16 protein-coding genes are annotated in these 15,156 nt (G+C 57.5%); 11 read left to right on the top strand and 5 right to left on the bottom strand.

All coding sequences use genetic code 11. The annotated features are described in order from the left end of the window. Positions 1 to 107 precede the first annotated feature (107 nt). Genes AB4090_RS09530 through AB4090_RS09485 form a run of 10 tightly spaced genes read left to right on the top strand, consistent with a single transcriptional unit; the run spans position 108 to position 11,264 of the window. The gene (locus tag AB4090_RS09530) at positions 108 to 1,043 is read left to right on the top strand and encodes a methyl-accepting chemotaxis protein (RefSeq protein WP_369573635.1); all 936 of its coding nucleotides are present in this window, start codon (positions 108 to 110) and stop codon (positions 1,041 to 1,043) included. A gap of 17 nt (positions 1,044 to 1,060) precedes the next feature. Then, entirely contained in the window at positions 1,061 to 1,432 is a 372-nt protein-coding gene (locus AB4090_RS09525) for a response regulator (RefSeq protein WP_369573634.1), read from the top strand. Between the two features lie 2 nt (positions 1,433 to 1,434). Further along, complete coding sequence (locus tag AB4090_RS09520; protein ID WP_369573633.1) at positions 1,435 to 1,761, top strand: lipid asymmetry maintenance protein MlaB; 327 nt, start codon at positions 1,435 to 1,437, stop codon at positions 1,759 to 1,761. Further along, complete coding sequence (locus AB4090_RS09515) at positions 1,758 to 3,968, top strand: chemotaxis protein CheA (RefSeq protein ID WP_369573632.1); 2,211 nt, start codon at positions 1,758 to 1,760, stop codon at positions 3,966 to 3,968. The genes AB4090_RS09520 and AB4090_RS09515 overlap by 4 nt, the downstream gene beginning before the upstream one ends. Positions 3,969 to 3,981: 13 nt before the next feature. Next, complete coding sequence (locus AB4090_RS09510) at positions 3,982 to 5,610, top strand: methyl-accepting chemotaxis protein (RefSeq protein WP_369573631.1); 1,629 nt, start codon at positions 3,982 to 3,984, stop codon at positions 5,608 to 5,610. A gap of 11 nt (positions 5,611 to 5,621) precedes the next feature. Next, positions 5,622 to 6,158, top strand: coding sequence for a chemotaxis protein CheW (locus AB4090_RS09505; RefSeq protein WP_369573630.1), 537 nt, complete (start codon positions 5,622 to 5,624; stop codon positions 6,156 to 6,158). Then, a complete protein-coding gene (locus tag AB4090_RS09500) occupies positions 6,142 to 6,957 on the top strand; it encodes a protein-glutamate O-methyltransferase CheR (RefSeq protein ID WP_369573629.1) in 816 nt (271 codons plus the stop codon). The genes AB4090_RS09505 and AB4090_RS09500 overlap by 17 nt, the downstream gene beginning before the upstream one ends. After that, on the top strand, positions 6,954 to 7,469 hold the full coding sequence (locus AB4090_RS09495) for a chemotaxis protein CheD (protein WP_369573628.1): 516 nt from the start codon (positions 6,954 to 6,956) through the stop codon (positions 7,467 to 7,469). Before AB4090_RS09500 ends, AB4090_RS09495 begins: the two co-directional genes overlap by 4 nt. Next, positions 7,466 to 8,506: a chemotaxis response regulator protein-glutamate methylesterase gene (locus AB4090_RS09490; protein ID WP_369573627.1), complete on the top strand. Its 1,041-nt coding sequence runs from the start codon at positions 7,466 to 7,468 to the stop codon at positions 8,504 to 8,506. The genes AB4090_RS09495 and AB4090_RS09490 overlap by 4 nt, the downstream gene beginning before the upstream one ends. A 4-nt stretch (positions 8,507 to 8,510) precedes the next feature. Then, positions 8,511 to 11,264, top strand: coding sequence for a putative bifunctional diguanylate cyclase/phosphodiesterase (locus tag AB4090_RS09485; RefSeq protein WP_369573626.1), 2,754 nt, complete (start codon positions 8,511 to 8,513; stop codon positions 11,262 to 11,264). Here the strand turns inward: AB4090_RS09485 and AB4090_RS09480 are convergent. From AB4090_RS09480 to AB4090_RS09465, 4 genes are read right to left on the bottom strand one after another with little or no spacing between them, the layout of a single operon-like run. Then, positions 11,234 to 12,013 (bottom strand): ABC transporter permease, encoded by a 780-nt coding sequence (locus AB4090_RS09480; RefSeq protein WP_369573625.1) that lies wholly within the window; start codon positions 12,011 to 12,013, stop codon positions 11,234 to 11,236. The genes AB4090_RS09485 and AB4090_RS09480 overlap by 31 nt on opposite strands. Next, entirely contained in the window at positions 12,013 to 12,942 is a 930-nt protein-coding gene (locus tag AB4090_RS09475; RefSeq protein ID WP_369573624.1) for an ABC transporter ATP-binding protein, read from the bottom strand. Before AB4090_RS09475 ends, AB4090_RS09480 begins: the two co-directional genes overlap by 1 nt. Beyond that, positions 12,923 to 13,657 carry an alpha/beta hydrolase gene (locus AB4090_RS09470; RefSeq protein ID WP_369573623.1) on the bottom strand — a complete coding sequence of 245 codons (735 nt, stop codon included), beginning with the start codon at positions 13,655 to 13,657 and terminating at the stop codon, positions 12,923 to 12,925. Before AB4090_RS09470 ends, AB4090_RS09475 begins: the two co-directional genes overlap by 20 nt. Then, positions 13,657 to 13,968, bottom strand: coding sequence for a ferredoxin (locus AB4090_RS09465; RefSeq protein WP_369573622.1), 312 nt, complete (start codon positions 13,966 to 13,968; stop codon positions 13,657 to 13,659). Before AB4090_RS09465 ends, AB4090_RS09470 begins: the two co-directional genes overlap by 1 nt. Before the next feature lie 63 nt (positions 13,969 to 14,031). Here AB4090_RS09465 and coq7 point away from each other — a divergent pair, with 63 nt between their 5' ends. After that, positions 14,032 to 14,661 carry a 2-polyprenyl-3-methyl-6-methoxy-1,4-benzoquinone monooxygenase gene (gene coq7, locus AB4090_RS09460; protein ID WP_369573621.1) on the top strand — a complete coding sequence of 210 codons (630 nt, stop codon included), beginning with the start codon at positions 14,032 to 14,034 and terminating at the stop codon, positions 14,659 to 14,661. 6 nt (positions 14,662 to 14,667) lie between these two features. On the opposite strand, the gene AB4090_RS09455 is transcribed toward coq7, so the two are convergent. Then, complete coding sequence (locus AB4090_RS09455) at positions 14,668 to 15,156, bottom strand: Rrf2 family transcriptional regulator (RefSeq protein ID WP_369573620.1); 489 nt, start codon at positions 15,154 to 15,156, stop codon at positions 14,668 to 14,670.

The following is a 15,156-nucleotide window of genomic DNA, read 5'->3' as shown; positions in this document are numbered from 1 at the left end:
AACCAGCCGCGTCTCAGCAACTGACTCTGTTGTAGTGGAGCGTTTTAAAATCGCTATTCGCAATATCAATGAGTTATAAAATTAACTGTCGAACTCGGGGGGTCTATATGGAAGATTCAGTAAACACCAATATTCTGCAAACAGTAACCGGACTGCTTACCCGCCAAGTCGTGCTTGGCCGCGAGCAGTTGGAACAGGCGATCGGCGACATCGTTGGGCGCTTTACCGGACTGCATCAACGTCTATCCAGTGCCGTATCAACAACACTACAAGGCGATGGTGAAAGCTCCAGCACGGCAGAAGACGATACTGCGCAGATCTTTCAGGAGACCGAGCAGGAACTGCAGATGATCCTGAGGCACATCGAGAGCTCGGCGGAAAAACATGAAGCCAATCGGGAGACCATTCGGGCCCTCATGCAACAGGTGAGCACCCTTGAACAGATGGCAAGAGAGGTTGGTGAGATCGCCGCGCAAACCACGCTGCTAGCGCTCAATGCCGCAATCGAGGCGGCTCGGGCGGGGGAACAGGGGCGCGGTTTTGCGGTAGTGGCAGACGAAGTACGCAAACTCTCTTCGCGCTCCAAAGAGAGCAGCGTGGCGATGGCGGATAATGTAAAGGAAATCACCGGTGTCATTCGTCGGGTGGTCGCGGCCTCGGCCGAGTCCATCGAAGCCGAACGAGAATTTCTGAAAAATGCAAGGATTTCGACGCACAACGCCCTGGATCGAGTTCGACTCATAACCGACGAACTGCGGAGTTCTCGCACCCAAATGCAGCAGGAAGGCCAGGATATTGCCGAGGATATGGACCATCTGCTGGTTGCCCTGCAGTTTCAGGATCGGGTGAGCCAGATTTTGCAGCATGTAGAAGAAGGACTCGGGGAGCTACCGAAGCACCTGCACACGCAGGAATCCATTCACGATGTGCAAGCTTGGCTGGACGGTATGCAAAGTCGATATAGCACTGCGGAAGAACGCGCAGCCCACAGCGGCGAATACAGCGTCACGAACAGCGGCGACGACGACATTACTTTTTTCTAATCGATAAGGACAAGATCATGGCGAAAACGATTTTGATAGTGGACGACTCCGCATCCTTGCGGCAAGTCGTCGCCATCGCACTGAAAAGTGCTGGGTATGAGGTGGTTGAGGCCGGCGATGGAGTGCAAGGGCTCGCGCAACTACAGGCGGCGCAGAAAATCCACCTAATTATTAGTGATGTCAACATGCCGAATATGGATGGCATTACCTTTCTCAAAAATATCAAACAACTGCCAAACTACAAATTTACCCCAGTCATCATGCTCACCACCGAGAGTGGCGACGACAAAAAGCAGGCCGGGCGCGAGGCCGGTGCCAAGGCCTGGGTAGTGAAGCCCTTTCAGCCGCAGCAATTGCTTGCAGCGGTTGCCAAACTGGTACTTCCCTGACCATGGATCTGCACGAAACCCGGAATGGTGATTCCCTGCGCATCTCTCTGGATGGCGCGTTGGATATCTACGCCGTCACCACGGTACTAGCGCAGATACGTCCACTCCTGGCGAGCAACCATCAAGTAGAACTGGATTTGCGTGGTGTGGAAGAGTTGGACGGGGCTGGGCTGCAACTCCTGATGGCGCTCAAATCCGGGGCATTGGCGCTGGGATGCAAGCTGGGCATCAGCGGGCACTCCTCAGCCGTCATCCAAGCACTGGAACTTTGTCGGCTATTACCCTTTTTTGGCGACCCCGTACTCCTTTCGCAGGAGGGCAAACGATGATCGACATTGATCCCGCCTTGCAAGGCGCCCTGGAGACATTCTTTGTAGAGAGTCAGGAACTGCTGCAGGAGATGGAGAAAATCCTGCTCAGCGTCGAGCAGGAGGGACTCGATCCCGAGCGACTCAACGCGCTATTTCGCGCCGCACATACGATCAAGGGCTCAGCGGGGCTCTTTGGCCTGGACCCACTGGTACGTTTTACCCACCGTTTGGAAAACCTGCTGGACGGTGTGCGCGCCGGAAAGCAGGCGTTCGTGGCTCAGGAGATGGTCCCCTTACTTCTTGCCTGCGCTGATCATCTGGCTGCGTATCTGGACATGCTACAGGGCAATGACATTTTTCAGTCAGAATTTCTCGCCGAGGACGTCCGCCTCCTCGAGGCCCTAGAGGCCGTGCAGCGCAACGGCGCCGCCGTGGTCGAGCCGAAGCAAAGCCCAAACGCCCCCCCCGCCCTAACGGTTCCGAGCAGCCAACCAAGCAAGGCAATTCCGGTATCGCCGAGCGTCCCAGCCCAAGCAAACTGGCATATCTCCCTACGCTTTGGCACCGACACCTTTCGCGACGGCATGGACCCGTTATCTTTTCTCCAATATTTGCAACAGATCGGCAATATTGTAGGGCTGGTCACCATCACCGATCCGCTCCCCCGGCTGGAGGATTTTGATCCGGAAAGCTGTTATCTGGGTTTCGAGATAGCCTTTGCCGGCAATGTTGGTAAGAGAGAGATCGCCGAAGTCTTCGACTTCGTCAAGGACAGTTGCGTCCTCCACATCCTCCCCAGCCACGAACGCCTCGCCGACTACTTGCAGATGATCGCGGCGCTGCCCGAGACCGAGCAGCGTCTGGGAGAAATTCTGGTTGCGGTGGGTTCGCTGACCACAGAGGAACTCCAACAGGCTTTAGGAAAACAACAGGCCGCAGAGAAAAGCGAGGGCACCCATAAGCCCCTTGGCGAAATCCTGGTTGCGGAACAAATGGTGCAAGAGCCCCTGATACAAAGCGCACTCGCCAAACAACAACAATCTCGCGCCCAGCAACCCCGGCAAATGCTGCGCATCCAGGCCGAGGAACTGGATCAACTCATCGATTTAGTGGGAGAACTGGTGATCGCCAGTGCCGCCAATCGGATCCAAGCGGCTGACGAGGAGTGTGCGCGCGAATCGAGACTCGAGGCCGCAGTGCAGGTTGCCCGCTTGGTAGAAGAGATCCGCGATCGCGCCCTGCACCTGCGTATGATCGAGGTGAGTGAAATCTTCCAGCGCTTTCCCCGGGTGGTGCGCGATACGGCCAAGCAACTGGGGAAAGAAATCCAGCTCGAGATTCGTGGCGAGCAGACCGAACTCGACAAGAGCATGGCGGAAAAAATCGTCGACCCCCTCATGCATCTGGTGCGCAATGCCATGGATCACGGTATTGAACCCGTAGCTGAGCGATTGGAGGCCGGCAAGTCGGCCGCAGGCCGTATCATCCTCGAAGCACGTCACGACGCCAGCGGTATCATTATTGAGGTACAAGACGACGGCGCCGGCCTGCGCCGTGACAAGATTCTCAACAAAGCGATCGAGAAAGGCCTCGTAGCCGAAGGACAGAAGCTCACGGATAGCGAAGTCTACGCTCTGATCTTTGCTGCAGGCTTTTCCACGGCGGACAAGATCAGCGACATTTCCGGCCGCGGTGTCGGCATGGATGTCGTCAAACAAAATATCGAGGCGGTCCGGGGCAATATCGAGATCGACAGCCAACAAGGCAAAGGCAGCACCTTTCGCATCCGCCTGCCGTTGACTCTCTCCATTATCGACGGCTTCGTGGTACGGGTTGGTAAGGGACTCTTCGTCATCCCCTCCGATGTAGTAGAGGAGTGCATCGAATATCCGGCTACAAAGAGTGGTGGCTACATGCAACTGCGTGGCCAAGCCCTGCCGTTGCTCGATCTCGCCAAGACTTTTCAGGTCGAAGAAAAAGCCCACAGCCGGCGTAACGTGATTGTCGTCGGCCAAGGGGCCGAGCGTGTCGGGGTTCTGGTAGGTGCCATTCTCGGCAATCAACAAACCGTAATTAAACCCTTGGGGCGACTCTTCGAGTCGCTCCCCGGCATCTCTGCTGCCACCATCCTCGGCAACGGCGAGTTGGCACCCATTCTCGATATTTCCCATTTACTGCAACACCCGGCACGGTCCACCCGCAGCGGCCTGCCGAACACCGTCTGAAAGGAGACTCTCGATGTTCGCAAATCTACGTATTGGCCTGCGCCTGGGCTTGGCATTCGCCCTGCTTATCGTCTTTTTGATCGTGGTGGGGGGGATCGGCTGGTGGGGCGCACAACGCCTGCACTCCGATCTCGATACCGTTACCGGCCCCATAGCCACCAATGTCGACAAAATCAATACGATGATGTTGCACGTTGGGCGCATGAAAGCAGATTTCAATCTTTCCTATGGGCTACCCAATCTGGCGCCACAAGCATCGAGCCAAATCGCCAGGATCGATAAGCAAATTCGCACTTACTTTCCCTACCTACGGAAAAACTTGATTGATCCCAAGGCGCGAGCCAATCTTGAAGTCTCTTTCAGCACCTATGTGGACTTTTACAACGGGTCGCAACACTACCTGCAGATGCTCGCTGCAGCCCCAGCCAACCCAAAAGCACAAGCGCAAGCTATCACCGTCGCGAACCAGTACCTAGCCACGCATGTGACTCCGGTCGAGCAGCACCTCTTCCAAATCAATCACGAGTTACGTGCTGCGGCGGAAAGCACTCTCGCACACAAACGCGAGACCGGCGAAAATGACGCACAACTGGTCAACACCATAATTGTTGCGATTTCTATTGTCGCCATTCTCCTCAGCATACTCATTGCCTGGGGCCTGTCGCGCTCCATTACCCGACCGCTGCTAGAGGCGGTACGGGTGTCGGAGCGGGTTGCCAAGGGCGACCTGAGTATGCAGGTAGAGGCGCGCGGCAAAGATGAAACCGGCCGGCTGATGGCAGCGATGCGCGATATGGTACAGAACTTGACGCAGATCATTAGTGACGTGCGCTCTGCCGCCGACAATCTCTCCAGCGCCTCAGAGGAGGTCAGCGCCACCTCTCAATCGCTTTCCCAGGCAGCATCGGAACAAGCTGCCAGCGTCGAAGAGACCTCCGCAACGCTGGAAGAGGCCGCCGCCTCGATCAAACAAAACGCCGAAAATGCTCGGGTCACAGACGACATTGCCACCAATGCCTCGGCCGAGGCAAAAAAGGGAGGGACTGCCGTCGAGCAGACCCTACAGGCCATGAAAGATATTGCCGAGCGAATCAGCATCGTCGACGACATTGCCTATCAGACCAACATGCTGGCATTGAATGCCGCCATTGAGGCAGCCCGTGCAGGCGAGCACGGCAAGGGTTTTGCTGTCGTCGCCGCCGAAGTACGCAAACTGGCTGAACGGAGCCAGGTAGCCGCGCAAGAAATTGGCACCCTCGCCAGTGGCAGTCTCAAGGTTGCCGAAAATGCGGGAGAGGCACTAAAGGCGCTGGTCCCCGCCATTGGCAAGACCTCCGACCTGGTACAGGAAATCAATGCTGCCTCCAATGAGCAGGCTGCCGGCATCGATCAGATCAACATTGCCGTTGGCCAACTGAATCAGGTTACCCAACAGAACGCATCGGCGTCCGAGGAGTTGGCAGCAACGGCTGAGGAAATGAGTGGTCAGGCCGGTCAACTGCAGGAATTGATGGCGCAATTCCGCCTTGCGAGCGCCCAGGAGCGCCTGCCAGGCAGTAAAAAAGCTACGGCGAGCAAGCCTACAGTAGCGCACATCGAAGCCCATAAAGCATCGGGTAACGAAGAATTTGTGCGTTTTTAAGGAGCCAGATCATGGAGAATCTTCCTGCCTTAGCAAAATCTCCCGGAGGACTTTTCTCCGGTCAATATCTCATCGTGCAATTACAGGATGAGGCATTTGGTCTAGATATCAGTGTCGTTCGGGAAATTATCGCATATACCGTTCCAACACCCGTACCGATGATGCCGGGTTTCGTATTGGGGGTAATCAACTTGCGCGGCCAAGTAGTGCCAGTCATTGACATGGCATTACGCTTTGGACGTAAGGCAACGTCCATATTCAAACGCAGTTGCATTATCATTCTCGACTTTGAAGAAGGCGCACAAAAACAACGCCTAGGAATTGTCGTGGATGCAGTAAATGAAGTGATCGAACTCAGCGAACGACAAATTGAACCAGCACCACAATTCGGCACGGGGTTGCGCAGTGATTTCTTGCGCGGCATGGGAAAAATCGACGACCGCTTTATCGTCTTGCTCGATATGGAAAGGGTGCTTTCACTGGAGGAAATGGCACAGCTCGTCTCTCTGAATACTGACGAGGCAGAAGACAATGGATCGAAAAATTGAGATCAACGCTGCGCCAAGCCCGCGCGAATACCAAAAAATTCAGGAATTTATTTTTGCCGCATCGGGAATTACCTTAGGCCCCGGAAAACAGGCCATGGTCGCCGGGCGTTTAGGGAAAAGGCTACGCGCCCTCGGTAGTAGCAATTATGAAGATTACTTGCAACATCTGCTCCGCGACCCGCAGGAGAAGCAGCTGGCTGTAGATCTCCTCACCACCAATGAGACTTATTTCTTTCGCGAACCAAAACACTTTGCTTTTTTTTCCGAAAAGGTAATTCCTGAGTGGAACCATCTCAACAAACCGCGTATCTGGAGTGCTGCGTCCTCTTCCGGCGAGGAGGCCTTCAGCATTGCCATGGTCCTCGCCGAGCGCCGCGGACAAAGACCCTGGGAGATTTTTGCCTCTGATCTCAGTCAGAGCATCTTGCAAACCGCACAAGCGGCTACCTATCCTCTGCAGCGTGGCGAAAAAATACCCAAGCCCTATTTACAACGATTTTGCTTGAAAGGTATCGGCAGCAAAGAAGGGACCTTTCAAATTGATGCAGCGCTGCGCCAACGTGTGCAATTTCACCAAATCAACCTAATTAACCCACTGCCGGACCTGGGCGAGTTTGACATGATCTGGCTACGTAATGTTCTAATTTATTTTAACTTTGATACAAAGGCGGCGATTTGTCAGGAGATATTGCAGAAATTGCGTCCAGGAGGCTATTTTCTGGTGGGACACTCCGAAAGTCTGCAGGGGATAACTTCTGGCCTGGAAATGGTGCAGGCGGCTGTCTACCGCAAACCATGAATGCCCCACGCGAGGTTTTTCTTCAACCCGGCGACTGGCACTTCGGCGGCCCTGACCTCATTCTGCGCACACTGCTTGGGTCCTGCATCTCCATTACTCTTTGGCACCCGCAGCGCCGGATCGGCGGCATGTGTCATTTTCTGCTGCCGCAGCGCTGTGGCCCCCGCGACGCGACTCTCGATGGCCGCTATGGTGCAGAGGCCGTTGCCTCCCTCTGCACCACCATTCGCCAAAACCATAGCAAAAATAGTGAGTATCAGTGCAAAATCTTTGGCGGCGGCAACATGCTCCACAGTCAACCACCTCGCCCCGGTGTTGAAGAACCCTGCGCCGACGTCTCCTGCCGCAATGTGCGAGCGGCGGTACAACTCGTGCGCGACGCTGGTTTTACGCTGCACGCCCTGCATGCCGGTGGACGGGGACATCGCAACTTATCTTTCGACCTGAATAGCGGCGAAGTCCTGTTGCGCTTTTCCGGCACCGATGCACAGATCTGGAGGCGCGCGCCATGAGTCCCACCCGCGTTTTTTTGGTAGACGACTCGGCGGTAGTGCGGCAAGTATTGCAGGCAGCTCTGGCCCAGGATCCGGGCATCGAGATCGTTGGCTCCGCCCAAGATCCGATCTTTGCTTGGCAACGCATACAGGGAAACTGGCCGGACGTTCTCATCGTCGATATCGAAATGCCGCGCATGGATGGCATCAGCTTTCTACGCAAGATCATGGCCGAGCACCCCATGCCGGTGATCATCTGCTCCAGTCTGGCGGAATCCGGCACCCAGTTTGCCATCGACGCCCTCGCGGCAGGTGCCGTTCAGATCATTACCAAACCACAGTCAGGCGTAAAAGATTTTCTGCAGCGGGATGCACAGAGCTTCATTCAAGCCGTAAAAGGTGCCGCCCGCGCCCGCATTCGGCCAGCCCCGAGCCTACCGCACAATGCCGTGGCGCAAGCTCCATCAGCGCTGTTGAGTCAGCGCAGTACGGAAAAGGTGATCGCCATTGGCACCAGTACCGGCGGAACCCAAGCCCTGGAATTTGTGCTCAGTCACCTGCCAGCCACCCTCCCTGGCATCGTCATCGTGCAGCATATGCCAGAAAAATTCACTGCCGCCTTTGCTGCGCGGCTGAACACCGTAAGTGCGCTGGAGGTGCGGGAGGCGCGCGACGGCGATCGCGTGCTGAGCGGGCGCGCCCTGATCGCGCCCGGCGGCAAACACACGCGCTTAGTCCGCTCCGGGGCGCAATTTCAGGTACAAGTCTTCGATGGGCCAATGGTCAAGCACCACCGCCCCTCGGTGGATGTGCTGTTTCGCTCGGTTGCCGAAGTCGGCGGTCGTAACGCCTGGGGTGTGATCATGACCGGCATGGGCGATGACGGCGCGCAAGGGCTGCAGGCCATGCACCAGGCCGGGGCTCGGACCCTGGCCCAAGATGAAGAGAGCTGCGTCGTCTTCGGCATGCCCAAGGAAGCGATCCGCCTGGGTGGCGTCGATGACATTCTGCCGCTCGCGCAGATTCCGCTTCGCCTTATCCAGCTCGCGGGGTAGATCCATGGCACCTGAGTCTTCGCACAGACTGTTGACGGTAACGGAACCACAGATGCTGGAAAACGGATGCCAAACAGATCCATTGCGGCGACGCAGCCTCTTGCTCTACGCCGCATGGGCGGTATTTTTCCTGGCGCTGTTCGCCTTCACTTCTGCAGTTGCCTGGAACTGGCAAGAGCAGATCCATGAGCGAGCAGTCCATCGGCAGGATCTCGCTGCCGAAGAGAGCCTGCACCGCATGAGTGACTTGCTTGGCATCATGTTGCAAATCCACGCGCGCAATCTGCTGCCCTTCGTCGTTGCCGGTAAGCAGTATTGGCCAGCGCAGCTCCCGCGCTATGAAAGAGTGCACCCGTACACAGAACATCTTGCCTGCACCCGCTTCCAGGAAACCCTGCCGTTTCCCCTTACGGGTTGCTTGAGTGGACACGGGATGCCCGGGATGAGCTGCCAGATCGGCACACCGAAAACGCTCGCCGACGGCGACTTACATATTCCTATGCAGGTACAGGACTCCACTACCGGCCGCTCTTGCTCTGCCACCCTGCGCTTTAGTGGCTTGAGCACGCGCCAATCCGAGCAATTTTTTCTCTACGCCGGACACACGGCATTGGCAAGCTGGCAGAATGGCGCTTGGGGCGCGGCAGTAGCCGAACCCAAGCACTGGCTGCAGCGTAGTCATCCGGTGCAGGGAACACCGCTGGAAATGCGCGTCTTTTGGCAAAACACGCTCAACGCTACGGCGCGGCAAACCCTCCTGCGCATGCGTTCTGGTACGGCGATCCTGCTGGTGCTGGAACTGATCTTTGCGCTGGCGTCGCTGCTCTGGCTCTACCGGTACGACATGGATCTGCGCTTTCGCTGGGCGCAAGAGCAGATGCGCGCGCTGATGCTGCGTAACGTGTCCAAGACCAGGTTACTGCGTTCCCTGGTGGAACTGAGCGTGCACGTTACCCAAGCACACGGCGCCTACATAGCTGAACCCGATGCTACGCGCAGGTTTCTGCGCATTACTGCGATTTGCGGCATTCGCGAAGAAATTCATAACGCCTTACGGCAACTACCGCTAAATTTGGATGAAGGTGTTTCGCCTTGGGGTCAACTCTTCCCGACCCTGGCCTTTCACCGCAAGGAGCGAACCGATCGATACCGTCCTCATGTGTCCGGCGCATGGTCAAAGGTCTGCGCAGAATATCCCGCCCTACGCGGGCTGCGCGAGGTTATCGTCTGGCCCATTTTGTATTCCGTGAACCACGATCCGGCAGGGGTTTTCAGCCTGGAGATTCGTCGCTGGCAACGGTGGCTCTTCGGTCAGCAACTGATTGCGCATTGGGACCTGATTCTCAATGACCTGCGCCGACATCTGCAGTCGCAGCATGAGCAGGCGGAAAAAGAACGCTTGCAGCATTTCGACACATTGACGGGCTTGCCCACGCGACGGCATTTTTTGACCTTGGCCGAGGAAGTGTTGCAGAGCGCGCAGCCCTGCTGGTTGGGGATTCTTGATCTCGATCATTTTAATGAACTGAACACCATTTACGGTGACCAGGACACGGATCACTGTCTGGCGGAAATCGCCACCCAGATCCAATCGGCTCTGCCATCCGAGGCAATTATCGGTCGCGTTGGTGGCGACGAATTTGCGTTGTTGCTGTGTCAGGAAAAAAACACCCCGGCCCTGGCCAGCCCAAAGATCGCCCGTGCAATCGGTAGCGCCGGCAAGAAGGTGCTCTGCACCAACCTAAGCGGCTCTCTGGGTTGGGCACATTTTCCGAACGATGATAACAGTATCGGCAAGCTCTTCCATCATGCCAACGAGGCCCTGGCCCAGGCAAAGCGCAATGGTCGCGACGACTGGCAACTCTATGCTGGCCCCGTGCGGGAGCGCGCGCAAAGGCGTTTACATGTCAATCATCACTTTGCCAATGCCCTGCAAGACGGAGAAATCCACTTCTTTCTGCAAGGCAAAGGCGATTTGCAGACCCGTCGCATTACCGGTGTAGAACTCTTGGCGCGCTGGATCACACCAGACGGGCGACGGATCGGTCCTGGCAGGTTCATGCCCTATGTAGAGGAAAACCAGCACCTCATCCGGCTCCTCGGGCGTCATGCCCTTGCCGAGGCGGCACGCCTGCGCGCCAAGACAGCCAGCCTCGGCCTCGAAAATTGGTCGCTGTCTGTCAATATTGGCGCCCGACATTTCCTGGCGCCAGAGTTCATTGATGACCTCAAGGAGATTTGCCCTGATGGCCGGGGGCTGATTCTGGAGCTCACCGAAACTGCCCAGGTCTTGGGTAGTCGTCCGGCACGCCCAATCATGGAGAGCTGCCACGAGCTTGGATATCAACTTTCCATGGACGACTTTGGTACGGGCTATTCGTCGCTGCTCTCCATCGCCCGCCTACCCTTTGATGAGATCAAGCTCGATCAAGGTTTCGTCCGGCAATTTCGCTCCGACATTGCCAGTTTCAGCATTGCCGGCGCCGCGCGCCTGCTCAGTCACTTGAGTCATATCCGTCTGATTGCCGAGGGCATCGCAAGCCCCGCAGAGCTGCGCTTGTGGCAACAGCTTGGCGGGCGCTACGTTCAGGGTTATCTCCTCGCCCCCGCCCTACCGGAAAACGCCTTCTTCACCTGGCACGGCACGCTCATGCCGCAGCTTCTGCACCCGGAGCCCGTTGTGCCCTTACAAGATCTGAATTGGCTGTGGGAGCTGATGCAGAGCCATCAACCCAGCAAGCGCCGGCGTAACAGATAAGCGGCAAGCACGTACGCGCAAATAGAGTACGCCAGCAAGACCCCGATGTGCAGCGCTACCTGCTGTGGCACCTGTCCAGTGAGCAAGGGGCGCAACAGCAGGACAGCGTGGGTAAGGGGCAGTACCGCTGCGATATTCTGGGCAAAGTTGGGTAAGGTATGCAGCGGATAGAACACACCGCAAAACAAAAACATGGGCGTGACTGCCAGGGTGAAGTAGTACATAAAAAAGTCGTAGCTGCGCGACAAGGCGGTAAAGGCCAGCGCGATGGCGCCAAAGCTGAAGCCGGTGAGCAGGATGACCGGTAGCGCCAGTATGACCTGCCAATGCCAATCGATGGCACCGAAGAAGCTCGCCACAATGATGATCGCCAAGGCGCTGATGGCCCCCTTGACCGCGCACCAGAGCAATTCGCCCGTCACGATGTCACCAATCTGCAGAGGTGTGGCCAAAATCGATAAGTAGGTATTCTGCACCGCCATGCGCGTGTAGGCCGAATACAGACCCTCGAAGGTCGCGGTATTCATCGCCGAACTGGCAACAATACCGGAGGCGATGAAGGTGATGTAGGGCATGCCTTGCATCTTGCCAACGAAGTGCCCCAAGCCATAGCCCAGGGCCAGCAAATAGAGGAGAGGGTCGACAAAATTGCCGAGCAGGCTCGGCAGCAAGAGCTTGCGCCAGACCAAGAGATTGCGGCGCAACAACGCAAAAGCGCCCCAACCAGGTATGGCCCAATACCCGCCCATCAACCTTCCTCCTCACGCAGCTCGCGCCCGGTAAGGCGCAAAAAGACATCCTCCAAGGTCGCCGGACGTTGCAAGATTTGATATTGCGGATCAGCAGCAAAGTGAGCCCGCAATGGATCGAGTTGCTTGTCAAAGAGCAGCAAGGTATCTCCGGCCCGCTCGGCGGCCGCCACCCGTCCCTGATGCCAGTTTTCCGCATCCGGCATGGCACCATCGCGGCGGCGCAGTTCCAACACCTCACCCGGGATATGGGTACGAATCAACCCCGCTGGCGAATCTTCCGCGCGGATGCGTCCTCCATCGAGAATCCCCACCCGGTCGGCCAGGCGTTCTGCCTCATCCAGGTAATGCGTCGTAAGCAGGAGCGTGACGCCGCTACGCTGCAGTTCGCGTAGACGCTGCCAGAGTAGATGTCGCGCCTGCGGATCGAGCCCAGTAGTCGGTTCGTCGAGAAGGAGAAGCTGCGGCTGATGGATCAGGGCGCGTGCCACAGAGAGGCGTCGGCGCATCCCCCCGGACAAGGCATGAATGGGGCGCTTCGCAAAATCCTCGAGCGACAGGAAAGACAGCAGTTCCGCACTGCGGCTGCGAATCTCGCTTGCCGGCAGGCGAAAATAGCGGCCGTAGATCCACAGATTCTCTTCGACACTAAAATCTGGATCGAGTTGATCGCTCTGCGGCACCACACCAATCCGTCCGTGGCCACCAGCAGGCCAGTCCGCCAGCGGGCGCCCTTCAAGGCGAATATTGCCAGCATCAACAGGCGTCAAGCCCTGAATGCAGCGTACCGAGGTACTCTTGCCCGCCCCATTGGGGCCGAGCAGGGCGTAACATTCGCCAGCGGCCACACGGAAGGACAGCCCGCGCAGAACCGGACGTTCGCCATAGGCCTTAACGACCGCGTCGAGCTCAAGCCGGGGAGAAGGCACGGCAGGGCTTGGCGTCGTCGCGCTTCTCGGCACCCAACTGTGCCTGATAGGTATCCAGCAGGGCGTTCTGCAGCAGGTTCAATTTGCCATGAAAGAAATGATCGGCCGGCAGTTCAATACGCTCTGGCTGTACCTCCAGGCCTTGCAGCCAGGTCGCAACGTCCTGCGCTGGCACCAGCTCATCATTCTGCCCCTGTACCACGGTCCAGGGGCAACTCGGCTCGGCTATCGTAGAAAAATCGAAGAGATTGACCGGCGGAGCAACCGTCAACAGGCGTTCGACCCGCGCATCGCGACTAGCCACCTGATAGGCAACATAGGCACCAAAGGAAAAACCCGCCAGCCAGATGGGAAAGCCTGGGCGGCGTTCGCTCACCCAATCGAGGACCGCCAGGCAGTCGTCCATTTCACCGCGGCCAGCGTCATAGTGGCCGGCGCTCTTGCCCACCCCACGAAAATTGAAGCGCAGCGAGGGGATGCCGAGCAGATTGCAGGTGCGGCTGAGGTAGTGCACCACCTTGTTGTTCAGGGTACCGCCGTACAAGGGGTGCGGATGCAGGATCACCGCAACAATGCCGCGCGTCTCTTTTTCCGGACAAGCGGTCAGACCTTCCAAAATCCCCGCTGGGCCGGGGATCTCCACGACCTCACCCACACACTCAAGGGCAAGCTCGTCCTTACCGTCATAGAGATGGCTACGATCGATGGGCAGCATCAGATGCGCAACCGTTCTACCGGCTTGCCATCGCGCAGGTGCGATTCGACAATCTCTTTTACGTCTTCGGCATCGATGTAGGTGTACCAGACCGCATCGGGATAGACCACTGCAATTGGGCCTTCACTGCAACGCCCCAGGCAGCCGGCACGATTGACCCGCACTTGGCCGTCCCCATGGATGCCCAGCTTCTTGGCATGCTTCTTTGCTTGATGAAAGACTTCCTCAGCCAAGCCGCCGTTGTTGCAGGCCTGTTCGCCATTCTCGCGCTGATTGAGGCAGAGGAAGAGATGACGTTGGTAAAAACTCATGTTTGACCCTCCACTGACATGGCGCCATCATAACCTGAAATAGCAGCTCGGGTCAGATAGCCTATGAATATCCTTGATCAGGCAATACTCTCCGTCGATAACGCCCTGCGTACCCTCAGCGGACAAAGCCGCGGCAGTGGCCGGGCCAATCCCGCTGCAGAAGAGCAGGACAAACTGCTGCGCCCTTGGGAACGCCGCCGCGCCGGACGCATGATGCGCGTCAATCATGCCGGCGAGGTCATGGCGCAGGCGCTCTATACCGGGCAGGAAGCGGGCAGTGACGATCCCGAGCTCTGTGCAGCCCTACGCCGCGCCCGCAGTGAGGAAGAAGATCATCTGCGCTGGTGCGAGGAGCGCCTGGCAGAATTACACAGCCGCCCCAGCCTGCTCGGGCCACTCTGGTATGCGACGGCCTGGGGTATGGGCTATGCTGCCGCGCGCCGCGGGCGTGGCAGCAATCTCGGCTTGGTCGTTGCCGTGGAAAACCTGGTCGAAGAACATCTCAAGGAGCATCTGCAGGACCTGCCCCTGGAAGACGAGCGCAGCCGCCGCATCCTGGAGCAGATGGAATCCGATGAGGTGGGTCATGCGGAAAGGGCCGAAGAACTGGGCGCCGAGGCCCTACCCATCCCTCTGCGCGTTGCCATGCAGGGCCTGTCAAAAATCATGACCCGCAGCGCCCTCTGGATTTAGCAGGAGTTAAGCGGAGGCCTTCACGCGCAGTGTGCTACCACCGGGAAGGTGGATGCGATACTTCCCGGCGCGCACCGCCTCTGCCATGCTGCCAATAGTCTGCTGACTGAGCAGGTCGATGACTTCGGCCTTGAGCGGCTTCCAGGCGTAGTGCACCGGGCAAGCGGTGGCATCCTCACACTTCTTCAGTCCGAGAACACAGCCCTGCCCCAGGGGCTTGCGCTCGACGATCTCTACCACATCGAGGATATTCTTGTCCTCAGCGCCCGGCGCCAGCACAAAGCCGCCGCCGCGCCCTTTCCGTGATTCGAGGATGCCGCTTTTGCTGAGGTCTTGCAGAATTTTTGCGAGGTACTGGCGCGGTGGCACGCGCGGGTCATCGGGATCCTTGAGGTACTCCCAGATTTCGCCGCTCAACACCAATTCCCCAGGCGGTTGGGTCGCCAAATAAATCAATGCCTGCAGGGCATATTCGCTGGTTTTGCTCAATAACAT

This window comes from Acidithiobacillus sp. IBUN Pt1247-S3 (assembly GCF_041146875.1).
Taxonomy (GTDB): domain Bacteria; phylum Pseudomonadota; class Gammaproteobacteria; order Acidithiobacillales; family Acidithiobacillaceae; genus Igneacidithiobacillus.
Note: the sequence above shows the minus strand (reverse complement) of the source record. Positions and strands in the feature narration are given on the sequence as shown.